This is a genomic window from Paenibacillus sp. NPDC056579, assembly GCF_042793215.1.
In the GTDB taxonomy this organism is placed as follows: Bacteria; Bacillota; Bacilli; order Paenibacillales; family NBRC-103111; genus Paenibacillus_S.
Map to the genome: position 1 here is coordinate 1,557,469 of NZ_JBHTVD010000001.1, position 16,946 is coordinate 1,574,414.

Here is a 16,946-nt window from a genome sequence, read left to right on the forward strand (position 1 = left end):
AAACACCCTTTCTACTCTCAATGGTTTGGAAAACTAGCCTTTCAAGGAACCCATCATGATTCCATTCACAAAATATTTTTGCAAAAACGGATAAACCGTGACGATAGGCAGTAAAACCAGTACGATATTCGCTAAACGTATAGTTTCTGAATTAAAGCCCTCTTCTCCGGATTCAGCGAGCATGACGGCTTCCAAATCTTGCGTGCTGCTAATCATTTTTTGCAAATATTCCTGAACCGTCTTTAACTCTTTGTCGGTGATAAAGAATACCGATTGCATATAAGTGTTCCAGAAGCTTACCATGAAAAATAATCCGATTGCGGCCAAAATAGGTTTGGATAACGGCAAGACGATAGTGAAGAAGATCCGAAAATCATTACAGCCATCGATACGGGCTGCCTCCTCTAATTCTTTAGGAAACTCCATAAAAGTCGATCTCATAATAATTAGATAAAAGGTATTGATCATATAAGGAACTATGTAAACAGCGAAATTATTGATCAGCCCGAGCTCCTTATAATTCATATAATCAGGAATCAAACCGGCATTCATGAACATCGTCATAACGATCAGAAACATAACTATTTTTGAGCCTTTGAACGGTTTGGATAATCCATAAGCCGAATAGGCGGTCATAAATAAGGCGACAGTAGTCCCGATTACTGTAATTAAGAATGTAACCCTGAGATGAATAAAGATCGTACCGTCTTGAAAAATTTGCTTATATGACGCTAAAGTGGGTGCTGTCACTATCATTTTGAACCGAGAAGTTAAGTATTCGGATTCCGTCATGAATGAAGCGACCACCGTCTGCCAAAACGGATACAGCATAATAATGCACAACAATAGCATGATCGCATTATTCAACTTATCACCTATTTGATGCTTACTATCCCGAATCGTGCTAGCACTAGCCATCAAATAATCCCCCTTTGCCCTATGACCTTGGCCAACCGATCTGCCGAGTAAACGAGAATGGCTGCAACCAATGTTTTAAATAGTCCTGCCGCAGTGGCCAGACTGTGTTTGCCTTCTTGGAGACCGACACGAAATACATAGGTATCGATAATGTCCGCCACATTGATTACCATAGGATTGCTCATCACCAGAATCTGTTCAAAACCGACATCAAGCAAATGACCGACTTGGATAATGAACAGCACCACGATTGTGGTGGAGATACCTGGAAGCGTAATATGCCATAACTGCTGCGAGCGTGAAGCGCCATCGACACGTGCTGCTTCATAAAGGGACACATCGATACGGGTTAAGGCCGCTAAATATAATATGGTCCCCCACCCCATCGTTTTCCACACTTCCGATGCAACCAGAATCCCTCGAAAATACTCCTTGTTTCCCATAAAATAAATCGGCTCGTGTCCGAACCATTTGACAATCTCATTTACTAACCCGTCATGTACAGATAATAAACCGTAGATGATTCCTCCCAGTACTGACCAGGAAATAAAATGAGGAAGATACAGAATAGACTGGCTGACTCTTTTGAATATTGCATTTTTCAGTCCATTCAACATTAAAGCTAATAGGATAGGTGCCGGAAAACCGAACAAGATCTTATAGAAACTGATTATCAGTGTGTTGAGTAGAGCTTGTTGAAAGTCGGTTGAATGAAATAGCGTGACAAAATGATCGAAGCCAACCCATGGGCTATTCTCTAGCGTTCGTGTAATTCTGAAGTCCTTAAACGCAATCTGGATAAAATACAATGGTTTGTACCTGAAGATAATGTAGTAAATTAAAGCCGGGACAATAAAAAGAAATATTTGATACTTAGAATAAAACATCTGAATTTTGTAAAACTTGTTGTGCTCCATCTTATCTCCCCTTTGGTATGTAACCGCATACATTTGATACTTACAGTATACGTTACACCCCAATAAAAAACAGAAGGTGAAACACCCCAAAAAGGTGGATATTTTTACGAAGTAAGCCGGTGTAAATTTTACTTGTAATGCCTGCGATATTCCCTTGGCCCCATCTTCTTTAATTGGGTGAACAGCTTGCTAAAATGCTTCTCGTCCGAGTAACCGACTTCTTTGGCAATTTCATAAATTTTCATTTCGGTTCCAGCCAACAATTGGGAAGCTGTTTCGATTCGTTTCGTTATCAAATACTTGGAGAATGTCATTCCGGTGTACTCTTTGAATTTGGAGGATAAGTAACCCGGACTGAAATAAAACTGCCGTGCGACATCTTCCAGGTTCAAATTGGTCGTATACATCCCATCCACATACTCTTTAACGGATGATATGCTTTCGTTCTTTTGCAGCTGAAATCTACGATTGGCAAGGATGCATTGTTCTTTTACAATTTGAAGCATAGGAGCTTCTAAATCCGTAATCGAATCAAATTCATTCAAAGAAAGGGTTTCATTCTTTTTGACTTTAGTAACTTTTTCGAATTGAGCGACAATCTGAAAGCATAAATACTTTATATCCGAGACATTTATATTTTTATTTAAGCAGCTTTCGGCAAACACCGTCTTCATCCAGCTGATCAGATTTTCCGTGTCACCGGTATAGACCCAGTTGACCCAATGCATATTTGAAGCCATTTTAAACTGGGTGCTCGTATCCTGCCCCTGCCAACTTCCATAAAATAAGACGGACCGTGTTGAGTTAGCTGAATCCCTAGCTCTAAGATAATCGGTCGTCTTCATTGCTTCGTTGAAGCTACGAGGAATTTCCGAGATGTAAGGCTTTATGGACCCAATTCCAATTTTGTATGCGGTAACCATCATATCGCACAAATAAGACTCAATGAGGTGAATCGACTCTATTATTTTATTATGAAAGAGTTGGATTTCATCGTTCTCCTTAATGAAAATAATATAGATATAGCGGTTTTCCTGTTTTAACATCATCTTTAGGGGAATTTTGATTTGGCTTAATCTATTCACATCTAATGGATGGAGCGAAGGAAGCCATATACTTGCCACGCTATAATAAGATTTCTCCGCAGCTCGATTGAGCTCTGAGCTCAAATAGCCCTTAATATATTGTTGAAACGTAAAATCGTTTTTGAGCATCAAAAGCTCATTGTATTGTCGGCTCTCCTCCTGCTTGTGGGACAAGACGTGATACAACTTCTTTAAGCATTCCTCCAGCTCCGGAAACATAGTCAGTTTTATGATATAGTCGAATGCCCCTTCCTGAATTCCTTTTTTGGCATAAGCGAATTCGTCGTACCCGCTAAGCAGAATAACTTCTGTTTCAGGATGCAAGCATTTAAACTTCTCCAGCACTTCTAGTCCACTTAGGTCAGGCATATGAATATCCATAATAACCGCTTCCGGCTTATGCTCCTGGAACAGCTCCAGTGCCTCTTCACCATCAGCGGCAACGGCCACCAGTTTAAATCCCAACGCCTCCCAATTTATGGAGCTGCACAACCCGTCTCTAATGATCCTCTCATCATCCACGATCATAAGTGTAAACTTGTTCATGTCTCCAACCTCCGCAGTGGCAGTCTGATTTTCATTTTAATGTGAGTACCTGTCCCCTTGGCACTTCTAATTTCCAGTCCGCACCCAACGCCAAATTCAAGGGTTAATCTTTCATGAACATTGGACAATCCGCAATGAGCGGATTGTGCTTTGTTGTACATCGTTTGAATTGCGTTTGCTAATTGAGCAGCATCCATTCCTTTACCATCATCTTCGATAAGGATGATTAAGTTATTGTTTTCTGCTATTTCGCTGGAAATTCTGATTGTTAATACCCGATTCTTTTCCATCGCATGGTGAATCGCGTTTTCTACGATCGGTTGCAAAATTAACTTAGGAACGAACACCTTGTAGTAGGCTTCATCTACATTAACCTGAAAAACCAGTTGGTGCTCAAAGCGGATACTTTGGATTTGGATGTAATTTTGTACATGCTCCAGCTCTTCATCAAGCGTAATTAAATCTCTTGACCCAGATAAGCTCGTTTTCAGAAATTTGGCTGTTGCTACAAGCATCTTACTCGCTTCCTCGGACTTCCCTGTTTTGAGCAGCAGCATGATGGAAGTGAAGATATTTTGCAGAAAGTGCGGATTGATTTGCGACTGCAAAGCTTTAAACAAGAGCTTATTGATCCGTTTTTCCATTTCTAAGTTTTCGTTCTCTTTAGTCTTTAGCTCAATCGATAAGGATTCCAGCCGACTTAACATATTGTTGAAATTGTAGGCTAGAATAACAAATTCAAAGTCATGCTCCGTACCGCGTAATCGAATGGACTGATCATGCGGATATCCTTCCATCAAGTGGATCGCCCTTCGTACCGGAGCGGTCATACGCTTACCCAATAGGTAAGAGGCAATAATAATAATGCAGAGCATGCAGGAAATCTCAATCAAATACAGGATGATAAAAATATACCGCTGCTCTTCCCAGGAGGCCGGAACAAACAAACCTAAATTCCACTCTTCCAGGTCATGAATCGGAATTGTGGAGAACAACGTTTTTTGACCTTTGACGGTTATATATTTGTGATCAATCGGATCTCCTATCATCTCCGTGGTATGCTTGCGTATATATTCGGTATACTTGTGATCCATGCGTGAACTAATCATATGGACATCGTCGTTATCACTTTTACGGTTCATGAGGGTAACGGCTGATGTACCTGCTGCATGCCGCTGGTTATCTAGAACACTGTTAATTCCGAATTCAATGTATCCCATGTACTTAAACAGGTTCGATTTATCAAGCGTATTGGCTAAATATTTGATTTCCTTTTTCATAACCAATAAGGGCTGTGTAGGTGTAATCGCCGGTTTATTTTTCGTATTGGAGAACACAAGCCGGTTATGCGCATCGTAGATGGAAATATAACTTAAGCTCTTATCAATGACTCCCTTCCTAATTAAAGTATCCGAGAATTCCCGGCTCCTTTGTAACGAATCCCCGTTAACATTCATCATTAGCTCTTGAAATTCTCTATTAAGAATCAAATAACTCATATAAGAATGGTACGATTGCAGGTTATTTTCTATTCTTTTTGCGGTCTGTTTGAACATTTGAATGTTAGCTTGTCGTGAATTCTCTTCAATAACTTGGTCGAAATGATAATATGAAATAAGAATCATGCTGAGTGTAGGAATAATTATCATGGAGAAAAAAAGAAACAGCTTTTTATACGCACTTGAGTGCTCTCTATAAGTTGTAATGTAGCGGTGAATTGATTCGCGTTCTTCGAATCCCTTTACCTGCTTAAGTTTTTGAATGAAATCATACACCGGTCTTAAAATCAATCCCGTATTAAAATGGGATATCGCAGCAAATACAATGAATATAATCAACCCATAACCAACTAGCTTCCACACGATTTGATTGATGCTATGGTCGACTGGACTAATATCCCGCAATAAAATGTATTTGTTTCCATCTTTATTCTTAACGGAGACGATCTGATTTTCGAGTCGAAACGTCACGATAGCCCCGGTATCGGGCTCAGTAAATCGATGATTTAAAAGATCTCCTATCTTTTGTTGATCACCGTATATCACTTGATGTTTCGCATTAAGCTTATTTAATTGTAGATCGCTTTGGTCGAGGAGCTTCTGAAAATCCAGTACTGCAATAAGGTAAGCCCCCTCTTGTATCGGTGCTATTAATAAGTTTTCTTCAAAAAAATCGCTCTGTCCGTATTTCCAATCTTCCTTCAATTGAGTCCATATGTATTCGTTTAGTGACTGAGTAGCCGCTCTCTCATCCATATCATCTGTATATGAAATCACTTCATTCGCCAAGGAAGTCCCGATAAGCACTTGATTTTGGTATAAAAAGATACCCTTGAATTCTCTATTGGAATACAGGAACGTTCGCAGCTCGGAATTGAAGTCAAAGGCCTTTCTTAGAATGAAATTGTTGTCTTTAACGTCGTCGCTGTCAAAATGAAATTGGAAGTCATCCATAAATAATTGAAACTTTTCCTTGCTCTTATTAATGGAATTTTCCATTGTTTCAAGATTGATCGACAGTTCGCTTTCGTTCGATAGCTTTATGTTATCGATGATTAATTTTTGGGATACAAAATAACTTATGAAGGAAGAGATTGCCATGAAGGCAAGCGTAAGTCCTAGAAACAATCCGTTTAACTTCATCCTGAACGACACTGAATCACTCCTTGAACACAGGATGCGGAATTACTAACTCAAGGTTTCAAAGTAGTAACAGGCCAACCAGAAAAGTTCTGGCTAGCCTGCTAATACGAGAATGCCGCTGTTACGCAGCATTAGGAGCATCTGGCATCACGATCTCGTGTTACCGCGAGACGTACGACTTCCCGCAAGATTTCATCGCTTATTGTTATCTTTACTTCGACGCAGCTTTTTTCTCCTGATCGATCATCAGATTTATTCCTTCATTCAAATCGCGCAAAGCCGTGTTGACATCTTTCAAATCTTTAATGTATGCATTGAATTCTTTGGAAACGAGGCTTGAGGTGGGTACCGATACCAGCTTAGCATCACGGGCCGGACTTACTTTTACCGGTTTGTTGACGTACAGAGCGCCGGTGTTTTTCCCCTTCAGCTTGGCAAAATCTTGTCCGTATGCTTTGCGAATCTCTTCGTTGTCCAGCACTGTGCCGTACCCCGTTTTGCTGGCCATCATTTGCATCTCGTCGGTCAATAAAAATTCGATCAGCTTGAACGCTTCATCTTTATGCTTGCTCGAGCTCATGATGTAGTAAAACCTTGGGTTTAGTTGGGCGTTCAAAAGAGGCGCCTCCGCCATAGTAGGCAGCGATACCATGTCCCAATTGACGAAATCGTCAGGAAAGCTCTCGATCGCAGCCGTTACATCCGCATGCATCGCGGAAATCCGGTCTTTCGTAAAATCGTTCACTTCCACGGGGCGGCTGCGGTCTGTCAGCGGCTTACTCATGGGCAGTTTGTAAAATTGACCGAACGTTTTGAATATCGAGCGCCATTGGTCAGTATCCATAATCGCCTGATTCTCCTTTGGATGCAAATATGGAGCGGCCAACTGATTGTTATCGAATAAATAGGGAAAATTCATCGTCATTCCTTTATACTGAATGCCGGCGTCTTCTCTGGTTAGCTTGCGCGCCAACTCATAAGTCTCGTCCCATGTCATCCCGTCTTTCGGATACGCAACGCCGAATTTGTCGAAGACGTCCTTGTTGTAAAAAAGAACGGGTGTGAACGTTGTCACGGGAAGGCCGTAATAGGTGCCTCCGAGCGATTCTGATGCAGCGCGGATGATATCTAAGTATGCAGGATCGAGCCTGTTCATATTGAAGCCCGTTTTTTTTATCAGCTCGGACATATCATATTGCATATTATATTTGATGATTTCATTGTTCAAACCGCTTAACCCTTGATAATACACATCTGGGGGTTGTCCTGCTGCTATGAGATCCTCTAGTTTTCCGCCTGCCGTATTCCCTGCATAAAATTCAACAGTGATATGTGGAAATTTTTGCTTTACTTTATCGCTTGTCAGACGCTTCTGGAAGTTATTATCTCCGCTAAAAAATCTAAGGGTAATCGGCTCAGGCGGCTTTAATCCATCCCCCTTCTCTCCTGTTTCATCTGAGCTGCAGGCGGACAGGAATAAAGTTGACAAACCTAGAAACATTACCGAGACACTCATTTTACTAGGCATAAAAAAGCTCTCCTTTGCATTTTGATTATGGAATGACCTTCCACATAATTAAGAAAGCGTTGTCATCTCATTTTTTTAAAATAGGGTTTGGACGCCGGTGGCGTCCCCCCTGTTTACCAGAACAGCTCCGTCTGTCCGCGCAGCTTCGCCAGCGCTTCGACGAAATAGTAATCTCCGTAGATCAAGCCGACGTCGATATTTTTGTTGGCAGGCCAGTGGCCCGTGCCGTGAGGCAGAATCGCTTCGTCGCTCGCGTCCCAGATCGCGTAACGCTCCGCCATCGACTGCAAGATGCGTCTCGCCGACGTCCCGTACAATCGGCCTTCTTCCGCAGGCAGCAGCTCTTCCAGCAGCAGCAGACCGCTCGACGCAATCGCCGCAGCCGAGGAGTCTCTCGGCGCCCCCTCCTGCGTCGTCAAGCGGAAGTCCCAGTAAGGAACGAGGTCTTCCGGCAAATTGGCCAGGAAGAAGTGGGCTACCTTCTTGCTCCCCTGCAAGTACTTATCGTCCTTCGTATACTTGTAGCACAGCGCCAAGCCGTACAGTGCCCATGCTGCACCTCTCGCCCACGCCGATTCCGGTGCGAAGCCTTGGCCTCCCAATGCGCCGACGCGCTCCCCGCTCTCCGGATCGAACTGGACGATATGATAGACGGAGCCGTCTTCGCGGATAAACTCCCGCAGCACCGTGTTCGCATGCTCCATCGCAATATGTTTGAACCTCGGGTCCCTTATTTCCTCGGAAGCCCAGAATAGCAGGCTCAGGTTCATCGTGCAGTCGATAATGGCCCAGCCGGTATTGCCGTTCTCGCTCTTCCAGTTGTTATCGTTCCAGGCACGGATGTAATTGCCCCGGATATTGAACCGGCCGGCAAGCCATGCCGCCACCTTCAAAGCTCGCAGCTTCGACGCTGCATTCCCCGTCAGCTTATAGTGGGCTACCGAGGTGATGCTCCACATGAAGCCGACATCGTGATGCAGGCCCGTGTATTCGTCGATGCACACGTCCATCTTGCTCTCGCATTCTTTGGCTATCCGCTTCAGCTCCTCGTTGCCTGTCTCGCGGTATACGAGCCACAGGAGACCCGGCCAGAAGCCGGATGTCCAAAAGCTTGGCCCCGTATTATCGTATTTGCCTTCCTTGGACACGTGCGGAAATCCCGCTCCGATCGTCCGGCTCGTTTGACCGATCTTGGCTGCTGCCTTGCTCCATGCTTCCTCAATCCATTGTGCGTTCGGTTGTACACTCATTCTTGCGTTCTCTCCTTAAAATACAAGCTCTCTTATACTTTAAATACCTCGTAATCAGCCAAAAATCGCTCGTACAGCCCATCCGGCAGCGCCAGCAAATCGTTCGTATCGCGCATGTGCCGTCTTAAAGCTTCCAGCATGGTTTCGATACGGAGGCCATGTTCCTCCGACTGAAACGCCAAATTGGTCATTTCCTGCGGGTCGTTCGTCACATCGTACAGCTCGATGAACATTTCATCCTTGAAAATATCGACGATCAGCTTGTAATCTCCCTCGATCACGCACCGCTGGAAGTTGCTCCGCGCCCCGTTTCCATCGAACTGGATGAAGACCCGTTCGCGTTCGAGCTTCTCCCGCTCTCCGCGCAGGAGCGGCATCAAGGAGAGGCCCGATACGCCGTCCGACGTCTCGATGCCGAGATAATCGCATAGCGTAGGAAGCACGTCGACGCTGCTGACGAGCTCCCCGGACCGGGTTACCGCCGGAGTGAACCCGGACGGAAACTTCATGTACAGCGGCGTTTTCACCGATTCCTCGTACATGCACATCTTTTGCCAAAGCCGGTGCGAGCCGAGCATTTCCCCGTGGTCGCTGGTGAACACAATCAGCGTGTTGTCGTACAAGCCCTCCTGCTTCAGCTCGAATACGAGCCTTCCAACGCAATAGTCGAGCAGCGCGACAAGTCCGGTATACACCTTCCAGATGCGCTCCCACTCCTCGCGCGTGTAGGAAGATCCGAGCATCCCCGTCAGGTTGTACAGCTGAAGCGGCGACTGGTTGTCGGCCCATACGCCGACGTTATCCGGCAGCTTCACGTCCCGGATCATCGAATACCACGGCTCGGGTATGTCGAGTGGTGGATGCGGCGCGAGGAACATCGCGTTCAGCGCGAACGGCTTGCTGCGGTCTCGGCTGCGTATCGCTTCTAGTGAGTCGTTGAGGATGAAGCCGTCGTAGAAGTAGTCGAGCTCCTCCTCATATCGGCCGATAGTCGGGATCGAGTATTTGCGCTTTCGCGTAATTTTGCCGAAGGCAAGCTCGGGTACGAGACCCTGAAAAGCAGGTCCACCCGGTTTCTTTTTGCCGTTGGCCTTCAAGAACGATTCATACCGCTGCTCCAGCTGCAGCCAATGGGTTTTGCTATCTTCGCTATGCTCCAGCTTTGGCTCGGTGAACAGATGCTGCTTGCCGGTATGCCAACTGTCCCACTGCTCCTCTAGAAGCGAATACCAATGCTCATGCTCGGGGCGAACCATGCCGTGCTGCTTCTCCTGCTCCTCCCACGGGTTGATCAGCGAGCCCGTTACATTCGGATACTTGCCGGTAAAAAAAGCTCCTCTAGCCGGGACGCATAACGGTGATGCGCAGTACGCCCGGTCGAAGACGACGCTCTCCGCCTTCAGCTGATTGATGTTCGGCGTATGCTCCCCGAACGCATCCCAGCGGAGCTGGTCGGCCATGATGACGACGACATTCGGCTTCTCGCTCATTGTGCGTTCCCTCCTTCGCCGAACCGAGCTTGATCAGCGTCTCCGTGTCCGCGGTAGCACAACCGGATTTGTCCGGCTGCGGCTGTCCACGTCCAGTGCAGCACGCCGCTCTCGTCGGTCACTGTTTCCGTGGCAAGGTGCCGCCGCTCCCAGGCCGCTCCTTGCGAAGCCGGTGATTCCAGCTCCGCCGGCACATGCTGTCGCCGCAGAAACAACCTTGGATGCTCCGGAGGCGGGGTAAACGTTGGTTTTTGATACATAAGTTTGTTCTCCTATCATTAAATTTGATCACCAGAATGGGTAAATCCCTCTAACTTACATGTACTTTTGAAGCAGGCATGAGTGTTAGTCGCACGTCCCTCCTTCTGTCGATTTGATGATCTCGGGTAAATCCTTCTCTTGTATTAATCCCCTTGTGAGCTCATAATTGTTGTTCTATAATACTTTTAAAATATCATGCACTTTTCAAAAAGCGAATGTCCAAATAATCGTAATACTTGTATAAATGTCGCATTCCTAGTGTATACATCCGAGGAGGATTGCAATGAAATCCAAAGTGCTCTCCGTTGGTTTTGGGTCGAAATCTTCACCATCTAAAGTGATACCTCATAGGCACGATTATTGGCAGCTTGAAATTGTTACTCAAGGAGTTATTAAATGCAGTATATCCGGTGAGGTATTATCTCTGGAGATTGGCGACATGCTGCTAGTCCCTCCAGGCTTGGAGCATGGATTTTGGTACAGTGAGCCGCCCGTTGCCTGGATATCAATAAAGTTTGAGCGCGAAGAAGAGGACCTTCCCCATTGGGCTGGGGTTATTCGCAGCAATCTAATCACAAGAAAGCTCATTTCCTCTTTTAAGACGGCCATTCATGAATCTCCTTACTTGCAATGCGAGAAAGTATTTGTAATCGGCTTTCTTGAAACGATTCTTCATTATGTTCATTACGACCATTTTCGGGAAAATGACAATTCGTCCGAGTTGTTAGTAAAACATATTATGGACAAGGTATATAAGCGAAACGGTAAATCTATTACGATCTATGAGCTTGCTGAAGAGTTGTCGTATTCACGCAGTCATCTATCTAAGAAGTTCAAGGAGATTACCGGAGAAAGCTTGAAATCTTATATTGATCATATTCGGATTCAGAAGATTGAGGAATTGCTCCGATACAGAGAGCATAGTATTTCTGAAATTGCTGCGGATCTTGGATTTAGTGACGTATTTTCATTCTCCAAGTTTTTTAAAAAGCACACAGGTATGAGTCCGCGAAAATATATATAAGAAGTCAGTTCTATCTACCAAAATCAACCGAATCCTATGCAACAAAAAAAGCAACGAGAGATTTCGTTACTTCTTTGCTCAATACACGGGAGAGCTATCATTGCTCCTTGAGTTTTTCAGTTTTTGTGCATCGTTTTTTAAAGATTTACCGGCTTCTTTAACCGAACCGATTCATAGGCAGCCAGCGCAATAACCGTTGAGTTATACCCGTCCTCACCGTTGATAGGAACTTCTTTTCCTTCTTTAAGGCATGTAATAAAATCATCGATCAGCAGCTCATCCTTATTGTCGCCCCAATAGCTCCATTCCGCGTGGTCGGTCGTTTGACTGTAAACCTCGTTGATCTGGGCAAAGTAATCAATCGATAGCGTCCCGTCTGTCCCTATGATTTCCATCGTCAAATCGCGTTTGTATGGAAAAGCGTGCGTACGAGACCAGCTTGCATCAAGGGCGGCAAACACGCCATTCTCGAATTTCACATGAACTATGCCGGCATCATCAATGTCGACGCCATGGAACAGGCTTCCCGATACCGCGTAGACCTCAACCGCTTTGGAACGCAGCATCCAATTCAATAAATCCATAACGTGTACCGTATGATCAATGAGCGCTCCTCCTCCGGATAATGAGGGGTCATTGAACCATCCTCCTATCATCTCGCCTTTATTTGTAGCTTTAACGGCCACCACTTGGCCTATTTCCCCACGATCGATAGCTTCTTTAGCCTGCACTATCATGGGTATATATCGGTTTGGAAACGAGGTCATGAGCTGGACGCCATGCTCTTTGCACGCTTCGATCATTTGACGCATCTCATTCTTGGAAATACCTAACGGCTTCTCGCACAAAACATGCTTTTTATGCTTTGCAGCCTCTATTGTCATTTCCGCATGTCGCGAGTTTTCGGAACTGATGATTACGGCATCGGCATCACCAGCCAACAGCTCGCGATAATCCGCAAAGTATGGGATCTGGTACTGCCGGCAGAACGGCTCTACCCTCTCCCGGTTCTCATCGGATATACCGAGTAGCTCCACATCATTGCGCTGCAGCAAGACGTGCAAGTAGCTGACGGCATGAAGATGGGCAAAGCTGATCAACCCTATTTTCAACTTACGCATCGTTCCCCACCCCTTCGCTAAATAGATTTACCGGTTGTCCGGTATGCAGCGATTGAGAAGCGGCCGCTACAACCCGCATCGTTTCAAACGCATCTTCTACAGTCATTGCCGGCTCCTTGTCCTTATCGAGACAATCAAGCATGTGTACCAAGTTATCATATTCCGGATTACGGAAGGATGGGCTGAATCCGCGCGTACCCGGATTTACGTCGCTATCGGCTCTTCTATGCACATGGAAAGCATTTGTTTTACGGTTGTCATAACGAATTACGCCTTTCGAGCCTGCATATTCGACAGCCGATGTATATGCTCCGGGATATCCCGAGTAGGCTTCGAGGTTGGCAATCACTCCGCTTCGAAACTGCAGAGTCACCAAAACGTAATCAAGCGGCCTGATGCTTGCGCGCATGGCATAAACCGTATCCACTTCACCTGCAATCCAGCGCAGCAAATCAATCTCCTTCAGAGCCAGACGATTCAAGGCGGCTCCTCCATCGATAATCGGTACCCCTACATCATCATCAGGTATTAGCGGACAATATCGCTTGGAGTTAATCATACCAAGACTGCCGATCGCACCGTCTTCAATACGCTTTTTTAAGTCTCTATTGTGATAATAAAAACGCTCCGGATTTGCAAATAACAACCGGCCTCCGGAGCTGCTGGAAGCTGACGCTAGTAGTTCTTGAATATCTCCAAGGTGGTATCCCTGCATACCGGCTATCACATGATAGCCCGATTTCAGCGCTTGGAGTATGCTGGGTTTATCGCTATCCTCAGGCTCGGCAACAACAAGCACGCTGCCTGTCGGCAATGCTTCCATTAATCGTTCGAACGATGAGAACGCACGGCACCCGTATTCAGCCGCCAACTCCTGGGCATTCACTTCATCATCGTCATAAATACCGAAGATCTCTGCTTGCCCTGCTTTCAACAAATGCTGCGCATACCGCTTACTTGTTTTACCAGTCCCCACTATAGCTGCTTGTATCATATTCGGCCTCCTTAACTTGAGCCCATGCAAGCTCACACTCCACGTTCTTTATCACTTACAGGGATACAGCTTCCCCGGTATCCGACGAAAGGTAGATTGCATCAAGAATCTCCTGCACAACCAGCGCCTGCTCCGGCTTGACGACCGGTTCGCTGTCATTCAAGATCGCTTCGATCCATAGACGCGCCTCAAGCTCTGCCGGACTTTCTTCAACGGTCTTGTAGAAGGGAACTCCCGCATCCTGCAGATGGATCCGAGTCGTATACAGCTTCCCGTATTTTTCTCCATTGATAGTTAATCCGTCCCACATATCAGCACCGGCTGCTGTTCCGCATAAGGTTACTTTCCCTGCCCCTTCGTGCACAATGTTTAAAGCCCAGCTAGCCTCAAGCGTCACTGTTGCCCCGTTCTCCATCGTAATCAATGCCAATGCGGAATCTTCAACGGAAAATTTCGCCGGGTCCCATGATCCGTAAGGATTAGCTGCATGAGCCTGTTTGCCGAGCTGATGGAATGCTTTCCCCAGCACTGTCTTAGGCTTATAGTTATTCATCAGCCATAACGCCAAGTCCAGCGCATGAGTGCCGATATCGATCAGTGGTCCGCCCCCCTGTTTTTCCTTATCCAGAAAGGCGCCCCATGTCGGGACACCACGCCGGCGCAACGCATGGGCCTTGGCCATATAGATGTGTCCCAGATCTCCATTACGGCACACCTGGTACAAATATTGAGAATCGGGCCGGTACCGGTTGTTATAGCTGATTGTAAGCTTCTTGCCCGATCGTTTAGCTGCCTCCACCATTCTTCTAGCATCTTCCGTCGTTCTGGCCATAGGCTTTTCACACATCACATGCTTGCCTGCGTCCAAGGCCGCTATAGCTATCTCTGCGTGCGAATCGTTAGCGGTGCAGACGTGCACGACATCAATCGTCCGGTCTTCTAGCAGCTGACGATAATCCGTATATATTTGGGCATCCGTCGATCCGAATGCAGAAGAGGCTTGACGGGCCTTAGCTTCTGTTCGATTTGCGAATGCTGCCAGACTGACTTGAGGCAGTTTGGCCAGACTCGGCATATGTTTTGCATGCGCGATCCCGCCACAGCCAATAATGCCGACTCTCAATTCCTTCTCCATTCCCTAATCACTCCTCTGCTTCCTAAATAGGAAAGGCAACCAATTCGAATCGAATCGGTTGCTATCCCCTATTCCACTTTAATAAATCGGGGTTACAGCTTTATTTTAAGATTCCTGAATTCTACATATCCTCCGTGATCCTGAAGGCCGATATGCCCTAGACGCGGTTGATCCTTCCAGGCATACTTAAATTTATTATCCGAACCATCCGGATTTTTACCAGGGATAGACCATTGATCTATATCCGCTTCAACAACCGGAACGCTGTTCAAAGTAATTTGGATATCATTACGATCACACCGGATTATTAGACGATTCCATTCCCCTGCCGGACGAACGGCATTGGAAGAAGGAGCAACCAGATCGTATAATGCGCCTGCGCTATTTCTGACCATGTTATCCTGATCGTATGTATCTAAAATCTGCACCTCAAGACCCGTGTTTACCGGATCCGTAAGATCCGACCATCGAAAAAAAACACCGCTGTTGACGTTAGGTGCTGTTCTGTATTCCAAGTCGAGAATAAAGTTCTCGAATTTTTCTAGAGTATACAAGTATCCGCTTCTTTCGCCCTTACACACTAAGTTTCCGTCCTTGACAATCCATCCTGCAGTATTAAGAGTTGAAGCCCACCCATTTAGAGACTCACCGTCAAACAATAGTCGATAACCAGCTTTAATATCCTCACTTGTCAAGGCATTCATACTGTATCTCCTCTCAAATTTTTATTGCTGCTTCATCTCAGCCATTTTTTTCTCTGCATTGCTCTGGGCCTCTCTCAGTATGGTGTTTACGTCCTTACCGCTCTGAGCCATATCCTTTGCAGCGTTTTGTATGATCTTTTTTAATTCGACATCATAATCCGTAATAGGGACGCTGGCTGCCTGCTTTAATTTAGTAACCGCTTGCGTATTTTTACCTTGAAAGCTTTTTAGATCAGCGGCAAACTGGCTTTTAATTTTATCATCGTTTAGGATAGTTAATCGGCCATTTCGATTTAGCAAGGTTTGCACTTCATCCCCCACAAGCGTATTGATCACTTGAAATACTGCATCTTTATGCGCCGTCTTTGGGGAAACCATCAGAACCGGCATATTGGCAGGCCGTCCAATGTTCGGGAACTCGGAGTAAACAGGCTGAGTGACAATATCCCAGTTAAGATTTTGTCCTTGCTGCGTCGCATCCTCCAACATTCCAACAACACCATTGCCCCAAGAGGGGAGAAGCGCAACATTTCTGTTCTTAAAGAAAGCGTTGCTGCCATATGTGTACACATTGTTGGGACCGATAAATCCGGGAACCTCATAGAACGACTTAAGTAAAGTGAATAACTTCTGGTAGCCTGGGGAATTCAGAACAGGCATATCCTGCTTATCGTTTACATAAGGAAGAGCATACTGTTCCTTCATTTGGTCGACAGGACCCGGATCTATACCTATATACTGTACTCCCTGCTCTAGTCTTGTAAGCTTCCTCCCTGTATCGAGCATTTCATTCCAGGTCATCAAATCTTTCGGGTACGGCACGCCGAATTTGTCAAAAATGTCCTTATTATAAAGCGTTATGCCATAGTTGGCTGAAAGCGGGAGAGCAAAAAGCTGGTCCTTGCTGCCAAATTGCTGAATGGCTTCCATCGCGCCGGCATCAAACCGATTGAGATCCAATTTATTTTTCTTAGCTAATTCGGAAATATCCATTGTCATGCCCAAGCGGTTGAACATCCCAATGTAAATGTTGCTCACAAGCAGGAGATCGGGAAAATTGCCTGCTGCAATGAGCTGTTCCGGTGTATTGTTATCCCCATTTCTCGTGATAAGCTCCAACGAAATATTGGGATATTTCTTCTTAATGGGCTCAACAAAATACTTTTGAAATTCGGAGTCAGTCATGTTGGCGCTGTATCCATACACCTTCAAATTTATCGGTTCTTTGGAGTCCAATGAAGTTTCGGAGCTTGGCTCTTTACTCGAACAGCCTGCCAAAGTCATGATGAAAAAGCATATCAGGAGGAAAAGAACTGTAATTTTTTTCATAT

Annotated in this window: 14 protein-coding genes; 1 reads left to right on the plus strand and 13 read right to left on the minus strand. The window is 45.5% G+C overall.

Going from position 1 to position 16,946, the window contains the following annotated elements; genetic code table 11:
* Positions 1–33: 33 nt before the first annotated feature.
* The 8 genes from ACFQ88_RS07065 to ACFQ88_RS07100 all read right to left on the minus strand — a co-directional run bounded on the left by ACFQ88_RS07065 (position 34) and on the right by ACFQ88_RS07100 (position 10,636).
* The gene (locus ACFQ88_RS07065) at positions 34–918 is read right to left on the minus strand and encodes a carbohydrate ABC transporter permease (protein ID WP_379453697.1); all 885 of its coding nucleotides are present in this window, start codon (positions 916–918) and stop codon (positions 34–36) included.
* A complete protein-coding gene (locus tag ACFQ88_RS07070; RefSeq protein WP_379453234.1) occupies positions 918–1,835 on the minus strand; it encodes an ABC transporter permease in 918 nt (305 codons plus the stop codon). Before ACFQ88_RS07070 ends, ACFQ88_RS07065 begins: the two co-directional genes overlap by 1 nt.
* A gap of 128 nt (positions 1,836–1,963) precedes the next feature.
* Positions 1,964–3,466: a response regulator transcription factor gene (locus ACFQ88_RS07075; RefSeq protein WP_379453236.1), complete on the minus strand. Its 1,503-nt coding sequence runs from the start codon at positions 3,464–3,466 to the stop codon at positions 1,964–1,966.
* Positions 3,463–6,120: a sensor histidine kinase gene (locus ACFQ88_RS07080; protein WP_379453246.1), complete on the minus strand. Its 2,658-nt coding sequence runs from the start codon at positions 6,118–6,120 to the stop codon at positions 3,463–3,465. The genes ACFQ88_RS07075 and ACFQ88_RS07080 overlap by 4 nt, the downstream gene beginning before the upstream one ends.
* 199 nt (positions 6,121–6,319) lie before the next feature.
* Entirely contained in the window at positions 6,320–7,636 is a 1,317-nt protein-coding gene (locus ACFQ88_RS07085) for an ABC transporter substrate-binding protein (RefSeq protein ID WP_379453248.1), read from the minus strand.
* Positions 7,637–7,749: 113 nt separating this feature from the next.
* A complete protein-coding gene (locus tag ACFQ88_RS07090) occupies positions 7,750–8,886 on the minus strand; it encodes a glycoside hydrolase family 88 protein (RefSeq protein ID WP_379453250.1) in 1,137 nt (378 codons plus the stop codon).
* A gap of 32 nt (positions 8,887–8,918) precedes the next feature.
* The gene (locus ACFQ88_RS07095; protein ID WP_379453252.1) at positions 8,919–10,376 is read right to left on the minus strand and encodes a sulfatase family protein; all 1,458 of its coding nucleotides are present in this window, start codon (positions 10,374–10,376) and stop codon (positions 8,919–8,921) included.
* Positions 10,373–10,636: a hypothetical protein gene (locus ACFQ88_RS07100; RefSeq protein WP_379453254.1), complete on the minus strand. Its 264-nt coding sequence runs from the start codon at positions 10,634–10,636 to the stop codon at positions 10,373–10,375. Before ACFQ88_RS07100 ends, ACFQ88_RS07095 begins: the two co-directional genes overlap by 4 nt.
* Before the next feature lie 284 nt (positions 10,637–10,920).
* Here ACFQ88_RS07100 and ACFQ88_RS07105 point away from each other — a divergent pair, with 284 nt between their 5' ends.
* The gene (locus tag ACFQ88_RS07105) at positions 10,921–11,661 is read left to right on the plus strand and encodes a helix-turn-helix transcriptional regulator (protein ID WP_239624958.1); all 741 of its coding nucleotides are present in this window, start codon (positions 10,921–10,923) and stop codon (positions 11,659–11,661) included.
* A gap of 137 nt (positions 11,662–11,798) precedes the next feature.
* Here the strand turns inward: ACFQ88_RS07105 and ACFQ88_RS07110 are convergent, their stop codons facing one another.
* The 5 genes from ACFQ88_RS07110 to ACFQ88_RS07130 all read right to left on the minus strand — a co-directional run bounded on the left by ACFQ88_RS07110 (position 11,799) and on the right by ACFQ88_RS07130 (position 16,944).
* Positions 11,799–12,782, minus strand: a complete 984-nt coding sequence (locus ACFQ88_RS07110) for a Gfo/Idh/MocA family protein (protein ID WP_379453257.1) — start codon at positions 12,780–12,782, stop codon at positions 11,799–11,801.
* Positions 12,775–13,776 carry a Gfo/Idh/MocA family protein gene (locus ACFQ88_RS07115; protein WP_379453259.1) on the minus strand — a complete coding sequence of 334 codons (1,002 nt, stop codon included), beginning with the start codon at positions 13,774–13,776 and terminating at the stop codon, positions 12,775–12,777. The genes ACFQ88_RS07110 and ACFQ88_RS07115 overlap by 8 nt, the downstream gene beginning before the upstream one ends.
* Before the next feature lie 55 nt (positions 13,777–13,831).
* The gene (locus tag ACFQ88_RS07120; protein ID WP_379453261.1) at positions 13,832–14,911 is read right to left on the minus strand and encodes a Gfo/Idh/MocA family protein; all 1,080 of its coding nucleotides are present in this window, start codon (positions 14,909–14,911) and stop codon (positions 13,832–13,834) included.
* Between the two features lie 92 nt (positions 14,912–15,003).
* Entirely contained in the window at positions 15,004–15,615 is a 612-nt protein-coding gene (locus ACFQ88_RS07125; protein ID WP_379453263.1) for a 3-keto-disaccharide hydrolase, read from the minus strand.
* A 21-nt stretch (positions 15,616–15,636) separates the two neighbouring features.
* Complete coding sequence (locus ACFQ88_RS07130; RefSeq protein WP_379453265.1) at positions 15,637–16,944, minus strand: ABC transporter substrate-binding protein; 1,308 nt, start codon at positions 16,942–16,944, stop codon at positions 15,637–15,639.
* Between the last annotated feature and the right edge of the window lie 2 nt (positions 16,945–16,946).